The organism is Bacillus sp. PK6-16, from assembly GCF_056530295.1.
This window is the reverse complement of record NZ_CP096511.1, coordinates 2951967-2971357: the sequence shown is the minus strand read 5'-3', so window position 1 is coordinate 2971357 and position 19391 is coordinate 2951967. Positions and strand designations below refer to the sequence as shown.

Here is a 19391-nt window from a genome sequence, read left to right as displayed (position 1 = left end):
ATCGGGCTTTTACGGGCAGCCTTACTCTAATGAGAATAGGCTGCTTTTTTATCATGTTATTTTTGTTGACTAATCAACAAAACAGAGTTATCATTTTGTTGACACAGCAACAAAATGTTTTGAGGAGAGAAGTTAAATGTCTATATTTAGATCACAAAATGAAAGGGAAACTGAAAAAAACATAGATAAACATGCTTTACTATTCGGACTTATGTCTGTATTTCTTTGTGGTATAGGTTTCAGTATCATCATGCCTGTAGTTCCATTCTTAGTACAGCCATATATAAGTAATTCAGAAGAACAAGCATTAGTTGTTACACTACTAACTTCCGTATATGCGGCCTGCGTGTTTTTAACTGCACCAGTACTCGGAGCTTTAAGCGATAAGTATGGCCGTCGTCCATTACTTTTAATATGCTTATTTGGTTCTGCAATTGGGTACTTAGTTTTGGGAATAGGAGGAGCTTTATGGGTACTATTTGCTGGACGCATAATAGAAGGTATAACAGGTGGGAGCATAAGTACTATCTTCGCATATTTTGCAGACATCATTCCAAAAGAGCAGAGAACGAAATACTTTGGATGGGTGAGTGCAGTTGTAGGTGCGGGAACTATCATTGGCCCAACCATTGGGGGGGTACTTGCCAAGTTTGGTGATACTGTACCTATGTATTTTGGTGCAATCATAACGTTAATAAATGTTGTATATGGGATCAAATATATGCCTGAGAGCCTTGAAAAAAATAATAGGTTGAAAGAGATTACGTTTGTAAGGTTAAATCCTTTTGTACAGCTAGCAAACATACTTTCCATGAAAAATTTAAAGTGGTTACTTGTCTCAGCGTTTTTAATTTGGATACCTAACGGATCTTTACAAGCAATTTTCACGCAATTTACAATGGATACTTTCAGTTGGAAACCAGCATTAATCGGACTTATGTTTTCAATTTTGGGCTTTCAAGACATTGTTTCACAAAGTTTTATCATGCCAAAGCTTTTAATCAAGCTTAGTGATAAACAAATAGCAATTCTTGGGATGGTTTCGGAGATTATAGGCTACAGTTTTATTGCAGCATCAGCTTTGTTTTCGGTGTATCCACTACTTATCGTCGGAATGTTAATGTTCGGCTTTGGTGATTCAATTTTCGGGCCTTCATTCAACGGGATGCTTTCAAAGTCTGTTAGTTCTAGTGAACAAGGAAGGATTCAAGGTGGAAGCCAATCTATTCAAGCTTTAGCAAGAATGATTGGTCCTATTATTGGAGGGCAAATCTATGTATCGCTTGGTCATGCTGCACCTGCTTTTATGGGTGTGATCCTTATAGTCGCGGCAATAGCAGTTTTGTATAGGGGGACACGTGCAACTGTATAACAGATAGATATAAGAACAAATAATAGGGTGACAGAACTTAGGAATAAGTGCTGACACCCTATTTGTTTACAGTTTGAGGACTAAGAGAAATTCTTTTACTGTTTAGGAATTTATTCTGCAATGCTCTCATGGTAAATGACTAGATAGTTTAATTATGCTTGTGCTGAAGTAAATAATGACTCCATTTTCAATTTGCTCTTCTCTCGAATTTCAGCATCTGCGTGTCTCATAACGTATTTATGCGCTACAGCGATTGCTAAAACATCATCTAATAAGCCAATCCCAATAATAGCAGCTATATCTGGAATGAAATCAATTGCTAATACGTAATAAGATAAAGCGGCTAATATTATGAATTTCGCTTTAGTAGGTAATTCTTTCTTTTTCATTGTGTAGAATAAAATAATACTTTCATATACGCTGGATTTACCGAGGTTTACAGAGCTTTTTTTGAACTTTTTCCAAAGTGTCTGTTTCTCCATATAAACACTCCTTTTACAAAAACATAGATTTTTTAAAAGGATGGACAAAGAAGTGAGAGATTAATCAATTTTATTGTTTTTCTTAATTATATATTTCCATAAAAATAGGGGAATACCTGTTCAAAATAATATAATGTGGATTATGCAACGATTCACAGTGTTCCGTTACATAGTATATATATTGTAAGATGTATGTGGGTGATTTAGTTATTATTATGCATTTTATAAGCGGTATGGGGGAAGGAAAATGAAAATAATAGAACTACCAATTGAATTCGAATTTAATGGGCAAAAACAATGTATTTATCCAAGTTTAATTATAGTACATAATGAATTAACGTTAGTCGATACAGGATATCCAAGCTTTTTACCTTTAATTGAAAATGCAATGTTAAAACATGGATATGAGATGAAAAACTTAAAGAATATAATTATTACCCATTATGATGATGATCATCTAGGGGCTTTATATGATTTCAAATTGAAATATCCTCAAATTAATATTATTGCTAGTGAAATTGAATCTAACTATATTAGTGGTGATATAAAATCAGAGAGGTTGGCTCAAGCTGAAAAAATGCTAGAACGTATGCCAAATGAAGAAAAAGAATTTGGTAAATGGTTTATACAACAGTTAAAAAATATAAAACATATTTCCGTCGATGAAAAAGTACATGATGGTCAAATGATTTTGAATAATGAATGTCAAATAGTAGCGACGCCAGGACATACTTCGGGGCATATTTCATTATATTTTCCGAATTTAGACTGTGTAATTACAGGAGACGCAGCGGTTCAAGAGAATCGAGAGTTAGTTATAGCTAATCCGAATTTTTGTTTGGATATAGAAAAAGCAAAAGAGTCATTAAATAAGATTAAAAGTCTTAAAGCAGCGCAGTATTATTGCTATCATGGAGGAAAGCTTACTGTATAAACTAATGAAAACCGGTCTTTCCTAAATCGAAAAGATCGGGTTTTTAGTTCATATATTTTGCGATTTCAACCAAATCAGTAACATTATATTTCGGTAAAATTGAAATATATATGCAAAGAAGAATATATATAATTTGAGCAAGGGTATAGGGGGAAAAGATGGGTTCGTGATTTGATGTAATAGCAAATGTTATTTTATTTTATCCTCGAAATGACATGAAATTGAAACACCATATCGCAAAATTAAGTGAATTTGAGTGGTTTCGAAGGCTACACGAAGATACAAAGTATACAAGATTAATTTGGAGTAATAGAAAAATTAAAAAGTTCATTCTATCTTCTACTAATATGCAAGCATTAATAAAATCTGAGAAAAAACAAAAAGAATTTGTCCATCTAGTACAGGATGAATATAAAAAAAGAAGATAAGAATTTTTTTATTTTTCATATTTAGCGAAACAAATGGTACAATGAAAGCTAATGTGAAAAATAAGGAAAAGAAGTGGTCTATTTGAAAAACTTTTTAGAATTAGGAATTAGTGAAACTTTTAATCATACATTACGTGAAAATGGAATTACAGAAGCAACACCAATTCAAGAGAAGGCAATTCCAGTTATTATGTCAGGTAAAGATATTATTGGGCAGGCGAAAACAGGAACGGGTAAAACGTTAGCATTCGTGTTACCGATTTTAGAAAAAATCGATCCAGAGTGTAGTGATGTTCAGGCTTTAATCGTTGCGCCAACAAGGGAACTAGCCCTGCAAATTACAACTGAAATTAAAAAAATGCTTGTTCAAAGAGAAGATATTAATGTACTAGCGATATATGGCGGGCAAGATGTCGCACAACAGTTGAGAAAATTAAAAGGTAATACACATATTGTTGTAGCGACACCGGGACGATTATTAGATCATATACGCCGTGAAACAATTGATTTAAGTAATCTTTCAACGATTGTATTAGATGAAGCGGATCAAATGCTTTATTTTGGTTTCTTATATGATATTGAAGATATTTTAGATGAGACACCTGGTAGTAAACAAACGATGTTATTCTCAGCAACGATGCCAAAAGATATTAAAAAATTAGCGAAGCGTTATATGGATGAGCCGCAAATGATTCAAGTACAAAGTGAAGAAGTAACGGTAGATACAATTGAACAGCGTGTCATTGAGACGACAGATCGTGCAAAGCCAGATGCACTTCGTTTTGTTATGGATCGTGATCAGCCGTTTTTAGCAGTTATTTTCTGTCGTACAAAGGTTAGAGCAAGTAAGCTTTATGATAATTTAAAAGGACTAGGTTATAATTGTGCTGAACTTCATGGTGATATACCTCAAGCGAAACGTGAAAGAGTTATGAAGAGTTTCCGCGAAGCTAAAATTCAGTACTTAATTGCAACGGATGTAGCAGCTCGTGGACTTGATGTAGATGGTGTAACGCACGTATTTAATTTTGATATCCCTGAAGATGTAGAAAGTTACATTCACCGCATTGGCCGAACAGGACGTGCAGGTGGATCAGGCCTTGCAATTACGTTCGTTGCAGCGAAAGATGAAAAACATTTAGAAGAAATTGAAAAAACGCTTGGTGCACCAATACAAAGAGAAATAATCGAACAACCGAAGATAAAACGTGTAGATGAAAATGGAAAACCGGTACCAAAGCCGGTTCCAAAGAAATCAGGTCAAAATCGTCAAAGAGATAGCCGCGAAGGTTCAAGAAGTGAATCAAGACGTGATTCGAGAAATAGCTCGAGAAGTGATTCAAGAAATAGTTCGAGAAATAGTTCTAGAAATGAAAATAACCGATCATTTAATAAGCCAAGTAATAAAAAAGGTAGTACAAAGCAAGGTCAGCAAAGACGTGGCCGTTAAATAGTTATAATTGTAAAAGAGTCGCAAAATATTGTGGCTCTTTTTTTGTTTGTATACAACAAGGATGATGGCAAGAAAAAACAAAAATTTCATTCACCGTATTTGAAATTTATAAAGGAAATTTTATAGTCCAAAACCAGTAGAGCAAGGGTATTACTACCATGTCGCAATTCAAGAACAAGTGCAACTTATGCATGAAAAATATTTAAGCGGAAAAATCGAGAGAAAGCAATTTGTAACATATTCAAACGGTACGGGAATGTTATGCAGTAGCAAAAGAGAACGGAACTTATTATGTCTATTATTTCGGCAGAACACTTTGGTTGAAAGAAAAGGTATTAAAGTGAGCGAGTATTTTCATTACACGTTCCGCAATTATCGAAAGGGGACAAGAGAAGTTTATGAAGAATTTAACTCGTATTGGGGTACGATCGTTGGAAACTGGAAAAATAATTTGTTCTTTTTGTTCGATGGGGAACTCAAGAGGCACAACTGCCATCCTTATTAGTAAATTGCTTACTATGATGATGAAGGTAATGAAGAATGAAGTTACCAGAAGGGACAGCATGCGAAATAAGAAAAAAGGACTAGCAGTCGTACCTGCCGTCCTTTAATAGGAGAAAAAGTAATCTTGTTTAGAACTACGCATAAACAGAAAATCTGCTTGTAATTAGTTTTACCCTAAATATACGTGTCTATACAAAAAAGGGATAAGTAAAAAATACTTATCCCCGGAAGGGAAATCCCAAGCACCAAAATGGCCCGTATTGGTCTGCAGGTTCAAAAGTAGTATATGTAAAACGAAAAATCTCATACAAAAAGCAGACAACGATTTTGGTTGTCTGCCAGTGAGTTCAATGAGTTAGCTAATTGTGATAATTTGCATCCCCATTGCGAGAAGAGTGAAGCTGCTAGTTCAAACAGCTTGTTGGTATTATTTTCGATTTCTTAAAAAATATACAGAGAAAGCAGATAAGTGAAGAACCTACCTGCTTTTGCTGTAACAAAAGAAAGAGGTATTAGCCGTGGAAACGGCGGCTTGAAAATAGTATGTATTTTTGTTTGAAAAATATTCAAGAGGTGAAGAAACATGGAATGTTTAAAAGGTGTTTGTGAAATTAATCAGCTAATTAGTAAAACAAAATAGTTATTTGGGAGAAAGGGAAAATGAATATGAGATGAATTGAAGCTGTTGAAGAATTATTTGAAGTGATGAAAGAATACTTTTGGAAGGGAACATCTTTAAAGGGTGAAGCTAATGATTTTAATATTGTATCTTGGCTAATTGAAGAAGCGATCCGTAAAACAAAATAAAGATTTCATTTTGTAGCAATAGGGAATAGATATGTGTACTTATTGGGGGAAAGTAGATAGGGCAAGAACCGGAACAAAATAAAAGAGCGGCTAGCAAAAGCTAACTGCTCAATACAAGGAGATACAGAGAAGACTACTTTAAATGAATGTTGGCATACAGCCTACATACAGTATTGACCGAATATTTATTTTAAATTCAATTTATTTAAAGTAAACATCCCAACAGATAAAATGGTTGCGCCTGCTACAGAACCTAGCCAGTCTCTCCAGCCTAATGTATTTAAAGATGCATCTGTTAAATCCGTAATTAAGAAGATAGCAAACATTAATACACCAAATGCTAAGCATCCCCAAAATGTTTGCAAATATTTAATCATCTTCTTTCGGAACTTGCTCATATAAATCACCCTTATTAATAATTTATATTTTTATAAATAAATTATCGCATGTGCGAAAATTAAAAGTGCGAAATATGCAATATTACATATTGGAACTCAACAAAATACTCCATTGATAAATACATAGATTGAACGGAGGGGGAACCGTATCGTATGAATCAAATGTCATTTTTTGAAGTCATCGATGTAAAGGAGATGCGCTGACTTGTGGTGAAGGAGCTGAAAAACTACAAAGTATTGTGCGTCTGGATGAAGAATCGAGAAAAATAGGATCAAGCGGAGGGCATCGTTCTTTTCCTAAAATGAAAGGTGACGATAAAAAACATGAGATACGTTTTAAACAAATTGAGCGTACGTTAAAAAATAAAAATTTATAAAGGAAATAGAAAGTAGGATGTTGTATATACAATAATAGGAAACTTTTTGCAAACTAAACATATAATTTTAATAGACCGACAGTCGGTCAGGTGGGAAGGAGAACTTGAATGCGAATTGTAAAGGAGTATGAGGAGCGTAGAAAGGAAATTTTAGAAACAGCTGAGCGTTTGTTTCTTAAGAAAGGTTATACGAAAACAACCGTAAATGACATTTTAAAAGAAATAGGTATAGCAAAGGGGACGTTTTATCATTATTTTAAGTCGAAAGAGGAAGTAATGGATGAAATCATTATGAGGATTATTAAAGAGGATGTCACTAAGGCGAAAAGGATTGTCTCCAATCCCGATATCCCCGTTTTAGATAAGTTATTTAAAATTTTAATGGAACAATCACCAAAATCAGGAGATGTAAAAGAAAAAATGATTGAACAATTCCATCAACCGAATAATGCAGAAATGCATCAGAAAAGTTTAGTGCAATCCATTATACATTTATCTCCTATATTAACGGAAGTTTTAGAGCAAGGAATAGAAGAAGGCATATTTTCTACTCCATACCCACAAGAAACAATTGAATTATTACTCTCTTCAGCACAAGTCATATTTGATGATGGTTTATTCCAGTGGAAACCGGAAGAAATGATAAACAGAGCTAAAGCTTATATCAAAATGATGGAAGCATCTGTCGGAGCGAAAGAGGGATCTTTTGATTATATGATGGAAGTTTTAATTAAACAGAAATAGTGATTTTCTGTTTGAGTATTATCGACCGGCAGTCGGTCTAACTAAATGAAGGATGTGATGAGGATGCCAGCAAGTATTCAATCTTCCTTGAAAGATTTTCACTTAATGGTAAGTGGTCAAATTATTACTATTTTAGGTTCAACACTATTACGTTTTGCACTGTCTTTATATGTGCTAGATATAACAGGACGTGCCGATATATTTGCAGGGTTATATGCCGTAACGAGTATCCCGTTTTTGTTAGCTCCTCTTGGCGGAGCGATAGCAGATCGTTTCAACCGCCGTAATGTAATGGTCATTTTGGATTTTATAAACGCTGCTATTGTATTAAGTTTTATAGTTTTGTTATTAACTGAATCGATATCTATTTTATTGATTGGAACAATTATGTTTTTACTAGCAGTCGTTAGTGCAATGTACGCACCAGTTGTTATGGCAAGTATTCCGCAATTAGTCCCAGAGAAAAAGTTAGAACAAGCGAACGGTATCGTAAATGGTGTGCAAGCATTATCTAATATAGTTGCACCTGTACTAGGAGGACTATTATACGGCATAATCGGTTTGAAAATGCTCGTAATAACAAGTTGTTTTGCTTTCTTTTTATCTGCGATTTTACAAATGTTTATTACAATACCATTTATAAAAAGAATACAGGAAGGCCATATCGTACCGACAATTGTAAAAGATATGAAAGAAGGTTTTCTTTGTGTTTTAAAGCAACCTTTTATTTTGAAGGCTATGTTACTTGCAGCTTTACTAAATTTAATTTTGACACCGTTATTTGTTGTCGGAGGACCTATTATATTACGAGTAACTATGCAGAGTAGCGATATGATGTATGGAATTGGAATGGGATTAATTGATTTTGCAACCATATTAGGGGCATTGTCAATCGGTTTCTTTGCTAAAAAGTTACAGATGAAAACATTATATAATTGGATGCTTATCATAGCTTTATTAGTTATACCAGTGGCACTATCAGTTACAACGTTTACTCTTAATTTAGGATACTATCCACCATTTATCCTCTTTATACTTTCTTCTCTTCTAATCGCAATGATTATGACAATTGTATCCATCTATGTGATTACTGTAGTCCAAAAGAAAACACCAAATGAAAATCTAGGAAAAGTAATGGCAATTATAACAGCGGTATCTCAATGTATGGCACCAATTGGGCAAGTCGTATATGGTTTTATGTTTGAAGGATTCAGTACGAAAATTTATTTACCTATATTAGCTATAAGTTTCATAATGATAATAATAGCGGTGGTGACGAAGAAAATATTAAGAAATGAAGGGAACTAGCTTCATATGCTTAGAGTATTAGCGAAACCCAATCCTAATCAATTCTTTATCATTTATTTCAATTACGAATCTATATTCTTTGTCTAATATCCAGTAATAAAAACTGACTGCATCAACGTCAACTAATGATTGGAATACTTTATCAAGATTTGTACTTACTACAGGGATTTCATAGTTATCCCATATTATAAAAATCTGTTCGTCAAAATCTAGTTGGTTTGCTCTAATAAGGGAAATTAGTTGTTCTTTGTTCGAAGCTATGAATTGGTTATCTATCTGTTCCCAATCTATTCTTCCCGAGACAGTTATAGGAAATGAATTCATTAAAATAATAGCAATCTGCTGGCTTTTTTCTTGGGAGAAAATGAGAGTTTCGTTTCCTAGGGATTCAAGGCATTCACTAAACAAAGGGTTTGTGTCATTGTTGTTTTTGGTTTTCAGTGCTCTTAACTTTTGTCGCAATTTCCATTGTCTTGACGATCTATCATCCATTTTTAACATTCCTTATACAATTATTTAAGAATGAGTATAGCATATAAGGGAAGTCTTTATGAAAAGGAACTTTTTAAATATAAATTAAATAAAAGCGTTATTTGAAAAAAAGCCTTTTAAGGAAAGATAAGAGGCCATCAAAAAATATAACAACATGAAAATTTTATATTATGTATATACAATTTAAAGAGTTAGTGGAAATAATAAAATGTATAAAATTCTTATAAAAAAGCCCTAGGATTAGGGGATCTAGGGCTTCCTCTGTTGGTATATCTCACACGACATTATAAAAAGAAAAGAACTTAATGAAGGTAACACATGAATGTTTCGTAAATGTATCAAAAAAGTGAACAAAAGCGTTATTTTATTAGAAAAGTATGATTGTATGAAATAACATGTATGAAAGAAGAGGCGTTAGCAAAAATATCCCTTAACGAAATCGGCTTTATTTTTCAGCAAAGTAACCTTCTTAAGTGACTCATGTTGTATAGGTAGTAGAGAAAACAGAAAGAGTTCTTTTTATGGAGGACGGAGAAGTTGTTAGTGAAATACAACTAGGCAAGTTTAGGAATGATGATTTAAAAGCGCGAGAAGAGAAATTGTTAAAATGGGTAGCTATACTCGGATTTTAAAGACAAAAACTCCTATTGAATATAGGAGTTTTTTCTTTGTTTGAAAGTTCGAAAAGATATATAATAATTTTCTGACTATTAATTTATGGAGGGGTATTAATGAAAACTGAAACGTTACACACACAAGAAGACATTTTAAAAATGCTTGATTCATTATTAAGACCTGCAGAACCATTTTGGAATGAGTTTTATGAGAATAGAGAAAAGGATGTTCCGTTTTTTGAAAATGTTCCAGATGAGAATCTAGTTTCGTATATACAAAAAGAGAGAGTTTCAAAAGGGAAGGTATTAGAACTTGGATGTGGTCCAGGTAGAAATGCCATTTATTTAGCAACTCAAGGATTTGATGTAACAGCAGTGGATTTATCTGTAGAAGGCATTAATTGGGCTAAAGAAAGGGCATTGGCAAAAGGGGTAGCAATTCATTTTATTTGTGATTCAATTTTTAATTTAGAGGTTCAAAACGAATTTGGTTTTGTATACGATTCGGGCTGTTTGCATCACATTCCACCGCATAGAAGAATAAATTATGTGGATTTAATTAAAAACTCATTAAAATCGGGTGGTTATTTCGGATTAACATGTTTTGCGGCAGGCGATTTAGATGAGCGAAATGGATCGGAAATAACAGATTGGGATGTATATAGAGGATGGAGTCTACAAGGTGGTCTTGCATACTCGGAAGAAAAGTTAAGAGAGATATTTAAAGAATTTGAGGTAATTGAGATTAGAAGGATGAAACAAATGAAACAACCGAAAGAAATGTTTGGAGAATCATTTCTTTGGACAGCATTATTTAAGAAGAAATAATAAAGTAGATAATTGACAAACTCATCGTTTTTATAGACAATACACTTATAGGAATATACGTTCGGTTTTTGGCCGACTTATGTTTTACATAAATATATAACAAGGGGCTGTCTCCATATGAGTAACACAAATCAAAAAATTACTACGTTTTTAATGTTTGAAGGCAAAGCTGAGGAAGCAATGAATTTTTATACGTCGCTATTTGATCAATCAGAAATTGTAAGTATTTCTCGCTACGATGAAAATGGACCTGGTAAAGAGGGAACTGTAATTCATGCAACTTTTACGCTAAATGGCCAAGAGTTTATGTGTATTGATAGTTATGTAAATCATAATTTTACATTCACTCCAGCTATGTCTCTTTATGTAACTTGTGAGACAGAAGAAGAAATTGAAACGGTCTTTCATAAACTAGCGCAGGATGGAGCGATTCTTATGCCTTTAGGTTCTTATCCGTTTAGTAAAAAGTTTGGCTGGTTAAATGATAAGTATGGTGTATCTTGGCAGTTAACTCTTGCTGAATAAAAAAGAAAAAGCGTAACTTATTTGTTTAATCGATTTAGTTAAAAGCTTGAAAAATGAAATAACATAAAAAAGCGTTCCAACTGTCAACAGGTTTGGAATGCTTTTTTTATGTGGAAGTGAGTTGTTTAAAAGTTAACAATTCTATGATTAGTTTAAATGAATGGAATAGATGTATAATTTTTTGTCTTTTTAGAATTTTTTTAGTGATTTTTGCATTTATCTGTTAATGTAAATATAGACAACTATGTATGAACTATTAGGCAGGTTAATAGAAAAAGGAAAGCATTAAGCTTACACATTGAATGCAACTAGATCGTTAGGAGGACTAATCGCAATGGATACTACACAACAAAACAGTAATGCATGGGATAAGAAGGTTGAAGAAGGTTCTAGATACACGCAGCCTGTAAGTAGCGAGGTTATTGAGAAAAGCAAATCAGGTGAATGGGAAATTACAGTCACTACGGAAAAATCAGTTCCTAGAAAGTGGTTTCCAAAGTCATTAGATGGATTAAAGATACTTTGCTTAGCATCAGGTGGCGGACAACAAGCACCTGTTCTAGCTGCTGCTGGAGCAGATGTAACAGTTACTGATATATCTAAGAAGCAATTGGAACAAGATGAAAAGGTAGCAAAACGGGATGGTTTGACTTTAAAAACCGTACAAGGAGATATGTCAGACCTTGGTGACTTTGAGGATGAATATTTTGATATTGTTGTAAATCCTGTCTCTAACTTGTTTGTAAAAGATGTTCATCTTGTATGGAATGAAGTTTCTAGGGTTTTAAAGAATAAAGGTGTTCTTATTGCTGGATTTACAAATCCGTTACTATGGATTTTTGATGATAACCAAGAACAAAAAGGTATTCTTGATGTTAAACATTCAATTCCTTCATCAACATTGGATTATTTACCAGAGGATGAAGTTCAAGATTACATCGATTCAAATCAAACAATAGAATATGCGCATACTTTAGAAGACCAAATCCAAGGCCAAATTGAAGCTGGTTTTGCTATAACAGGTTTTTATGAGGATGATTTTGGTGGAACAAGGATATTAGATAAGCATATTAAAACATTTATTGCGACAAAAGCTATAAAGTTAAAGATGGATTAAGAATTTTTGCTTGTCGCACGGGGCGTTAGTCGAAGAACGCTCTTAAAATAGAAAAGGATGGTGCTTTCCATCCTTTTCCTTATGTATTTTGAGTGTCGAAACTATTCTCAAAACAAGTTTTACACTACCAATTGTATAATTAGGTTATGCTTTTATATTAAGTATTTTGCTGACCAAATCTTTTCCCGAGTTTAGCTAACAATTCAGGTTGATCGCTTTGGCTCATTATAACTTCAATAAAGATAAGTTGATTCTTATTAAAAGTTATATTTGTTAAGACTTCTGCTAATTCTGATTCATTTTCTACTTTAAATGTTAGACTTTTTTCTTCTGCCCCAAATACCATTGATAGTTTATTGTAATCCCACATTTGTATATCATTATAAGGTTGGTTTTGGCCGTGAATGGCACGTTCAACAGTGTATCCGTTGTTATTGATTAAAAATATAATCGGTTTTAAATTATGACGTAGTACAGTTGATAACTCTTGGGCAGTTACTTGGAAAGAACCGTCACCAATAATTAAAATGTTGCGCCGTGATAAATTGGCGAGCTGTGTACCAAGTAGAGCAGGCAGTGTGTAGCCGATAGATCCCCATAACGGTTGTCCTACATATGCAGTGTTATTAGGTAGAGGGATAGCAGCACTACCAAAGAAAGGTGTTCCTTGCTCTACAATTAAGACGTCGTTTTCTTGTAAGAAATGGTACATCTGCTGCCAAAAACGTTTTTGTGTGACCATTTGTGCTTTTGGAATGAACTCTTCAGTAAAAGGTGATGATTCTAAAATAAATGGCTTAACGTCAAGGGTATCTTTATTACGATGCTCAATTGAATCACTTAAATGTTGTAAAACATCCTGCATTACAACTGGACCGTATTTTTTATCTATAATTTTCACAGTGTAGGGATGGATTTCTATAACTTGTTCTTTTGTAAAACCTTGTGTGAAGCCGCCTGTAATAGTATCAGTTAACTTCACACCAATACTAATAATACAATCAGATTCATCAATTCTTTTTCGCAAGTACGGAGAACTTACATCACCAGTATAAACCCCTATAAATTGAGGCTGTTTTTCTGGGAATATTCCTTTTCCCATACCTAACGTCGCGATGGGAAACCCAGTTTTTTCTACGAATTGATGTAAATTTTCTTTAGCGTGAAATCGATCTACTTCAAAATCAGCTAAAATAACAGGTTTTTTGGCACTATTTATTTTTGAAATGGCATGTAGAAGTATTTTATTTAATGCTTCTTTATTACTTAAAATAGGTTTATTTATAATAGGTTCTGTCGGTTTATTAATTGGTTTATTATACACATCAATTGGCAAATTAATATGAACCGGGCGTTTTTCATTCCAACATGCACGTAAAACACGGTCAATTTCCTCAGCAGCATGCTCAGGTGTTACATTTGTTTGTGCTATAGTGATTTCTCGATACATATTGGAAAAGTGATCGAACTTTCCATCTCCTAACGTATGATGGACGATTGCTCCATTTTCCATTACTTTTGTTGGTGGCGTACCCGTAATTTTTATAACTGGCACGTTTTCCGCATATGAGCCAGCAATACCGTTAATAGCACTTAATTCTCCAACACCGAAAGTAGTAATAAGAGCAGCGATTCCTTTTATGCGAGCGTACCCATCTGCTGCATATGCAGCATTTAATTCATTACAATTTCCAATCCACTTTAAATTTTCATGTGCTACTACATCATCTAAAAAGGCAAGATTATAATCACCAGGAACGCCAAATATATGTTCAATTCCTAATTCGTGTAGTCTATCCAATAAATATGCACTTATAGTATATTGTTTTTTCAAATGAATCATCTCCTAATTATGCAATGAATGTTTCAATAGACTAAATAAGTTCTAATGCGTTGATTAAAATATTCATTACTAGATTGTGGTATAATTTACATACAGGGGGAAAGTAGATGACACAACATAAAGAAGAACAGATGAATGAGGCATTAGCATTATTTTATTTTGCATATAAAACATTTACTGAAAAGCCAGATGAAATTATAAAAGAATATGGCATTCAACGAGTACATCATCGAATTTTATTTTTTATTGCACGTTTTCCAGGGATAAGTGTAAATGAGTTACTATCACTATTAGAAATAAGTAAACAAGCTCTCCACGGACCGCTACGTCAACTTGTGGAAAAGGGCTTAATTGAGAGTAATGAAGCTATGCATGATCGACGTGTAAAACAGTTGTCTTTAACAGGAAAAGGTGCAGATTTAGAGAAAAAACTGAGTGATGTACAAAGACAACAAATGGGTGCTATTTTTTCAAAATTTGGTGAATCATGTGAGGACAATTGGCACCAAGTTATGAATGAAATGGCAAATAGCCGATCAGGTTTTGATGCTTGGATATCGAAACGTGAAATACCAGTCGATCAAAAATAATGAAAAAACTTCTGTTTTTATCGTTTGAAAAAGAACAAATTTTATCCATACATTTGGCAACTATGATTTGGTCATAGAGTGAATGGATAAAAAGATACATTACTAGATACTTTATACGTGTACGCAATGGAACAATAAAATTCACATTTCCGAAAGGGGAATTATAATGATAAAACTTGTACTTATTCGTCACGGACAAAGCTTATGGAATCTTGAAAATCGCTTTACTGGATGGACAGATGTTGATCTATCAGAGAATGGATTAAGTGAAGCGAGAGAAGCAGGAGCAATATTAAAGAAAAACGGATATACTTTTGATGTGGCTTATACATCAGTATTAAAACGCGCAATTCGGACGTTATGGATTGTACTTCATGAGATGGATCTTACTTGGGTTCCAATACATAAATCTTGGAAGCTAAATGAAAGACATTATGGTGCATTGCAAGGGCTGAATAAAGATGAAACTGCACAAAAATATGGTGAGGAGCAAGTTCATATTTGGAGAAGAAGTGTTGATGTAAGACCACCGGCTCTTACTGAAGACGATCCTCGATATGAAGCGACCGATCCAAGATATAAAACACTCAAAAAAGGTGAATTTCCATTAACTGAATGTTTAGAGGATACGGAGAAGAGAGTACTTGCTTATTGGCATTCAGAAATTGCGCCGACATTAAAAAGTGGTAATAAAGTAATTATTTCATCACACGGTAACACAATTCGCTCGCTAGTAAAATATTTAGACAACCTTTCAAGTGATGGTGTAGTTTCATTAAATATTCCCACTAGCATTCCGCTTGTTTATGAATTAGACGAAAACTTACGTCCGATTCGTCATTATTATTTAAGTATGGATGGAGAAGTACCTGAAGGGGAAATTCCGAAACATATTTCTTTTTAATACGAAAATTTGAAATGAATGCTTGTCTACATATACAATATAGACTCATGGTAAAGTGAAATTTTAATCAGTGGGGGTCTTATTTCCCACAAATAACAGGATAAAAGACGTGGTACTTTCTAATATATATGCGATGTAGCTAATTTTAGAAGCTTGTCCACGTCTTTTGTCATAAAGAGAGCAGCTTGCGCATGTAATGATATCGTGAGTAGTTTTTGAATGGAGGGTGATGTGATTAATGATCTCTAACATTCGAATTGGCTTATTTGTTTTAGCGATTGTCTTTGTAGTCCTTGTTTTCTTTTATTGGAAAAATGAGGAGTTGTACGAGGAGAAAAAGCAACGTATTAGAAAGACTTGGTATGGTTTGTTTATCATATCTGTCACCGTGTATTTCATGATAAAAGGAATCGATTTAACCCTCTGGAAAAATCTTTTAATGTTTACTGCAATGGTTATTTTTGTTGATATTGCGTTCATTTTAACGCCTAATATTTCAGAAATATGGGGTGCAAAATTTAGCGATATTGGCAAGACAGTTCAATCCATAAAACGATCATTAATTGCATCTAAAGCAAGAGGAGAAATATACACGACAATTATTCAAAATGTTAATCCAGCAGTATTCGGTACGATGGAATGGCATACGGAAGAGGAATATACAAAGAGCTTAAATGCATTTTTAGATTCATATGGGGAAAAGATTGGCGCGAAAATTGTTGTTTTTGAAGCTGCGAAGGAATTAAATACAAACTTTCGTGGTATTCGCTCACAATTTAGTATTATCGTCCCGTTAGAACATATCGAGCAATTGAATGAGCAGAAAGCGGTGCAAGTGGAAAATGTCGGGATTATACCAGCAAAAATAGTAAGTGACGTTTTCATTGTTATTGATGGAAAGAAAAATAACCTGCAAGATCGGGATTTTGAAAATGTATATAATTTAACAATACATCATAGTTATTTTAGTAAATAAGGACAGAATCTTTTTCTGTCCTTTTCTTCTATACATAAATTAAAAACAAAATCCGACAAAGTTGAATAAAATTGGACAATCATTCCTACACTAGCAGGTAGAGGTGATTGTAGTGGTAAAAGATTATGACAATGATTTTTTTAAAGAAGATAACGAAGATACAACAGATTTCTCTTTAATAAAAGGGGATACGTTGCAGCAAGTAGAAGAATTAGAAGAAGAATTAAAAAGAAAATCATAAGTGTACACTCTTTCTACATTTGCTATATAATATAAATAAAAGGTTGTATCTTTTTGAAAAGGGGGAGAAGAGATGGCTGAAGTCAATGTACAAAAGTCTTCGTTTTTTAAAGAAAAAAAAGAAGAATCAAATACAGATTTCTCTCTTGTGAAAGGTGCATTAACGGAGAATATAAATCGGTTAGAGAAACTGATGAATAATAGTAGTTCAAAATATATACAGGTGAAAAGAACAAAAGAAAATGCATAGAGCATTTTCTTTTGTTTTTTATTTAATAGTAAACTTATCTTTTACTTTTTCAGGTAAATCTGTTTTCTGAATCTCTTCATAGGACTTTACTTCAATTGATGGTATTTCATTGTTGCTATTATCATCTTGATCTACATAAAGGCGTAAAAACGCGTCTTCATTTAATTTATGATTGTTTTCTTTTTTTGTACTTCTAAATGTAATTTGTTTTTTGACGCCATCTTCATCAAATGCGGACAGCGTATAGTTTCGTAAGTTTCTATGATCTACTTTTTCGATAGTTCCTTCGCCTTTTATCTGCATGTAATATACATCTTTACCAATTCTATTTAGTGACGCTCTCTCACAGCCAATAGTAAAACTAAAAAATAATAAACATAGTGTAATAATTGCTAAAAACTTTTTCATTTTCTTTATCTCCTTTAATGTGTTTCTTTAAAAAGTATACGACTATTATTAAATGAGAAAAATCGATGTAGATTAAACGCCCTTACAATGTTGTAAGAGTGTTGTACATAAAATGAACAATAAAAGTTAAAAGAAAGATAAAATAATGAATCATGGTATAATGATATGAGACTTACATATTATTTTTTCATTTTGAGAGGAGCTTGAAAAATGTATTCTACTTTAGAACAATTAACAAAGCACCCTGTATTTTTTCATTTTGCAGAAATTTCAAAGATTCCTAGAGGATCAGGTAATGAAAAGGAAATTAGTGATTATTTAGTGGGCTTTGCAAAAGAGCGTAACTTAGAAGTCATTCAAGATGAAGCATTAAATGTCATTATTAAAAAAGAAGCAACAGCTGGTTATGAAAATGTACCAGCTATTATTATTCAAGGTCATATGGATATGGTTTGCGAAAAAAATCAAGCAACAGTACATGATTTTGAAAAAGATCCAATTGAATTACGAATCATTGGGGACATGTTATATGCAAATCAAACAACTTTAGGTGCTGATAATGGTATTGCAGTTGCGTATGCATTAGCTTTATTAGATTCAAAAGAAATTCCGCACCCAGCACTTGAAGTCGTTATCACTACTGAAGAAGAAACGACAATGGGCGGAGCTTTTGCTATTGATCCAAATCATTTTGAAGGAAAGATATTTATAAATATTGATTCTGAAGAAGATCATAAATTACTTGTAAGTAGTGCAGGTGGTGCGAAAGCTGTTGAAACAATTCAAGTAATTTGGGATGAAACGCCAGCGAATATGGATGCATACCGTATATATGTTGGTGGTCTAAAAGGCGGCCATTCTGGTATGGAAATTGATAAACAACGCGGTAATGCGAACAAAGTATTAGGACGAGTATTACGTGATTTATCAGTACATACGGAGTTTTACATAAGTGAAGTTCACGGCGGATTAAAAACGAATGCAATTCCGCGTGAAAGTGTAGCTACAATTTTAATTCGTACAGAAGATGTAGGACAAGTAGAAGAAAAACTAGAATCATGGACACGTGTATTACAAGAAGAAATGCGTGCTGTTGATCCAGATGTTCATGTTACACTGACAAAATTGGATGAAGAAGTTGAAAAAGTATTTGCTAAAGAGACACAAAAGCAGCTTATTTCATCATTATTCTTAATTCCAAATGGCATTCAAAGTATGAGCATGGATATTAAAGGTCTTGTAGAAAGTTCAACAAATTTAGGCGTTATTGAAACGTTGCAAGATGAAATTAAATTACGTAACGAAGTGCGAAGTTCTGTAAGTAGTTTAAAACAACATGTTGCAGAAGAAATCAAATATATTGCTGAATTAGTTGGTGCTACATTTGAAATAGAGTCAGAGTATCCAGAATGGCCATACAATCCAAACTCACAAATTCGTAATTTATTTGAAAAAGTACATCAAGAAAAATACAATAAAGAAATTGAAATCTTCGCTGTGCATGCGGGGATTGAGTGTAGTGCATTCGTTCAAAAAATGCCTGAATTAGATGCAATTTCATTCGGACCAGACATTTTTAACGTCCACACTCCAGATGAACATATCAGTATCTCTTCTGTAGTGAATAACTGGGGATTCTTCATTGATGTAATGAAGGGTACAAAAGAATTAGCTAAGTAATAACGACGAAATAAAAAGGAGTCTATAAAAATTTATAGGCTCCTTTTTTGTATTGGAATTTATTCCGCAATTTGCCGGGCAGTCCGATTGGTTTAACTAATAATCAGTGGGGGATGA

General features: G+C 33.4%; 21 protein-coding genes and 1 pseudogene. 17 read left to right on the top strand and 5 right to left on the bottom strand.

The window, feature by feature from the left end:
- The first annotated feature begins 136 nt into the window (after positions 1 to 136).
- Positions 137 to 1372 carry an MFS transporter gene (locus tag M1D66_RS15155; RefSeq protein WP_479831905.1) on the top strand — a complete coding sequence of 412 codons (1236 nt, stop codon included), beginning with the start codon at positions 137 to 139 and terminating at the stop codon, positions 1370 to 1372.
- 152 nt (positions 1373 to 1524) lie between these two features.
- Here the strand turns inward: M1D66_RS15155 and M1D66_RS15150 are convergent, their stop codons facing one another.
- Positions 1525 to 1854 (bottom strand): YkvA family protein, encoded by a 330-nt coding sequence (locus tag M1D66_RS15150; RefSeq protein ID WP_000415083.1) that lies wholly within the window; start codon positions 1852 to 1854, stop codon positions 1525 to 1527.
- Positions 1855 to 2101: 247 nt separating this feature from the next.
- On the opposite strand from M1D66_RS15150, the gene M1D66_RS15145 reads away from it, so the two are divergent.
- The 4 genes from M1D66_RS15145 (at position 2102) to M1D66_RS15130 (ending at position 5280) form a co-directional block, all read left to right on the top strand.
- A complete protein-coding gene (locus M1D66_RS15145; protein WP_000691166.1) occupies positions 2102 to 2788 on the top strand; it encodes an MBL fold metallo-hydrolase in 687 nt (228 codons plus the stop codon).
- Positions 2789 to 3003: 215 nt separating this feature from the next.
- A complete protein-coding gene (locus tag M1D66_RS15140; protein ID WP_003270560.1) occupies positions 3004 to 3216 on the top strand; it encodes a hypothetical protein in 213 nt (70 codons plus the stop codon).
- 73 nt (positions 3217 to 3289) lie between these two features.
- Entirely contained in the window at positions 3290 to 4666 is a 1377-nt protein-coding gene (locus tag M1D66_RS15135; protein WP_152122719.1) for a DEAD/DEAH box helicase, read from the top strand.
- A 470-nt stretch (positions 4667 to 5136) separates the two neighbouring features.
- Positions 5137 to 5280 carry a hypothetical protein gene (locus M1D66_RS15130; RefSeq protein ID WP_003270556.1) on the top strand — a complete coding sequence of 48 codons (144 nt, stop codon included), beginning with the start codon at positions 5137 to 5139 and terminating at the stop codon, positions 5278 to 5280.
- Positions 5281 to 6165: 885 nt separating this feature from the next.
- On the opposite strand, the gene M1D66_RS15125 is transcribed toward M1D66_RS15130, so the two are convergent.
- Positions 6166 to 6378, bottom strand: coding sequence for a hypothetical protein (locus M1D66_RS15125; protein WP_000033159.1), 213 nt, complete (start codon positions 6376 to 6378; stop codon positions 6166 to 6168).
- Between the two features lie 485 nt (positions 6379 to 6863).
- Between M1D66_RS15125 and M1D66_RS15120 the strand changes: the two genes are divergently transcribed.
- Together M1D66_RS15120 and M1D66_RS15115 are read left to right on the top strand one after the other, a co-directional pair.
- Positions 6864 to 7499: a TetR/AcrR family transcriptional regulator gene (locus tag M1D66_RS15120; RefSeq protein ID WP_001223576.1), complete on the top strand. Its 636-nt coding sequence runs from the start codon at positions 6864 to 6866 to the stop codon at positions 7497 to 7499.
- Between the two features lie 63 nt (positions 7500 to 7562).
- Positions 7563 to 8807, top strand: coding sequence for an MFS transporter (locus M1D66_RS15115; RefSeq protein WP_242283904.1), 1245 nt, complete (start codon positions 7563 to 7565; stop codon positions 8805 to 8807).
- 18 nt (positions 8808 to 8825) lie between these two features.
- Here M1D66_RS15115 and M1D66_RS15110 read toward each other — a convergent pair whose 3' ends face one another.
- The gene (locus M1D66_RS15110) at positions 8826 to 9299 is read right to left on the bottom strand and encodes a CDI toxin immunity protein (protein ID WP_000342724.1); all 474 of its coding nucleotides are present in this window, start codon (positions 9297 to 9299) and stop codon (positions 8826 to 8828) included.
- Positions 9300 to 9790: 491 nt separating this feature from the next.
- On the opposite strand from M1D66_RS15110, the pseudogene M1D66_RS15105 reads away from it, so the two are divergent.
- The 4 genes and pseudogenes from M1D66_RS15105 to M1D66_RS15090 all read left to right on the top strand — a co-directional run.
- Positions 9791 to 9931 (top strand): annotated as a pseudogene (locus M1D66_RS15105) (ABC transporter ATP-binding protein); the annotation flags it as partial.
- A gap of 99 nt (positions 9932 to 10030) precedes the next feature.
- A complete protein-coding gene (locus M1D66_RS15100) occupies positions 10031 to 10741 on the top strand; it encodes a class I SAM-dependent methyltransferase (RefSeq protein ID WP_000846302.1) in 711 nt (236 codons plus the stop codon).
- A 117-nt stretch (positions 10742 to 10858) separates the two neighbouring features.
- The gene (locus tag M1D66_RS15095; RefSeq protein WP_000072495.1) at positions 10859 to 11266 is read left to right on the top strand and encodes a VOC family protein; all 408 of its coding nucleotides are present in this window, start codon (positions 10859 to 10861) and stop codon (positions 11264 to 11266) included.
- Positions 11267 to 11600: 334 nt separating this feature from the next.
- Positions 11601 to 12383, top strand: coding sequence for a class I SAM-dependent methyltransferase (locus tag M1D66_RS15090; RefSeq protein WP_074619255.1), 783 nt, complete (start codon positions 11601 to 11603; stop codon positions 12381 to 12383).
- A 157-nt stretch (positions 12384 to 12540) separates the two neighbouring features.
- Here the strand turns inward: M1D66_RS15090 and M1D66_RS15085 are convergent, their stop codons facing one another.
- The gene (locus M1D66_RS15085) at positions 12541 to 14226 is read right to left on the bottom strand and encodes an alpha-keto acid decarboxylase family protein (RefSeq protein ID WP_242554574.1); all 1686 of its coding nucleotides are present in this window, start codon (positions 14224 to 14226) and stop codon (positions 12541 to 12543) included.
- Between the two features lie 107 nt (positions 14227 to 14333).
- On the opposite strand from M1D66_RS15085, the gene M1D66_RS15080 reads away from it, so the two are divergent.
- The 5 genes from M1D66_RS15080 (at position 14334) to spoIISB (ending at position 17186) form a co-directional block, all read left to right on the top strand.
- Complete coding sequence (locus M1D66_RS15080) at positions 14334 to 14816, top strand: MarR family winged helix-turn-helix transcriptional regulator (RefSeq protein WP_242554573.1); 483 nt, start codon at positions 14334 to 14336, stop codon at positions 14814 to 14816.
- 166 nt (positions 14817 to 14982) lie between these two features.
- Positions 14983 to 15720 carry a 2,3-diphosphoglycerate-dependent phosphoglycerate mutase gene (gpmA, locus tag M1D66_RS15075; RefSeq protein ID WP_000594152.1) on the top strand — a complete coding sequence of 246 codons (738 nt, stop codon included), beginning with the start codon at positions 14983 to 14985 and terminating at the stop codon, positions 15718 to 15720.
- 238 nt (positions 15721 to 15958) lie between these two features.
- Positions 15959 to 16696 (top strand): type II toxin-antitoxin system SpoIISA family toxin, encoded by a 738-nt coding sequence (locus M1D66_RS15070; protein WP_000624977.1) that lies wholly within the window; start codon positions 15959 to 15961, stop codon positions 16694 to 16696.
- A 112-nt stretch (positions 16697 to 16808) separates the two neighbouring features.
- The gene (locus tag M1D66_RS15065) at positions 16809 to 16937 is read left to right on the top strand and encodes a hypothetical protein (RefSeq protein WP_000237818.1); all 129 of its coding nucleotides are present in this window, start codon (positions 16809 to 16811) and stop codon (positions 16935 to 16937) included.
- Positions 16938 to 17009: 72 nt separating this feature from the next.
- Positions 17010 to 17186, top strand: a complete 177-nt coding sequence (gene spoIISB / locus M1D66_RS15060; protein WP_000852629.1) for a stage II sporulation protein SB — start codon at positions 17010 to 17012, stop codon at positions 17184 to 17186.
- Between the two features lie 18 nt (positions 17187 to 17204).
- Here spoIISB and M1D66_RS15055 read toward each other — a convergent pair whose 3' ends face one another.
- Positions 17205 to 17594, bottom strand: a complete 390-nt coding sequence (locus tag M1D66_RS15055; RefSeq protein WP_242554572.1) for a YxeA family protein — start codon at positions 17592 to 17594, stop codon at positions 17205 to 17207.
- Positions 17595 to 17804: 210 nt separating this feature from the next.
- Between M1D66_RS15055 and pepD the strand changes: the two genes are divergently transcribed.
- The gene (pepD, locus tag M1D66_RS15050) at positions 17805 to 19274 is read left to right on the top strand and encodes a beta-Ala-His dipeptidase (protein WP_049107769.1); all 1470 of its coding nucleotides are present in this window, start codon (positions 17805 to 17807) and stop codon (positions 19272 to 19274) included.
- Positions 19275 to 19391 lie beyond the last annotated feature (117 nt).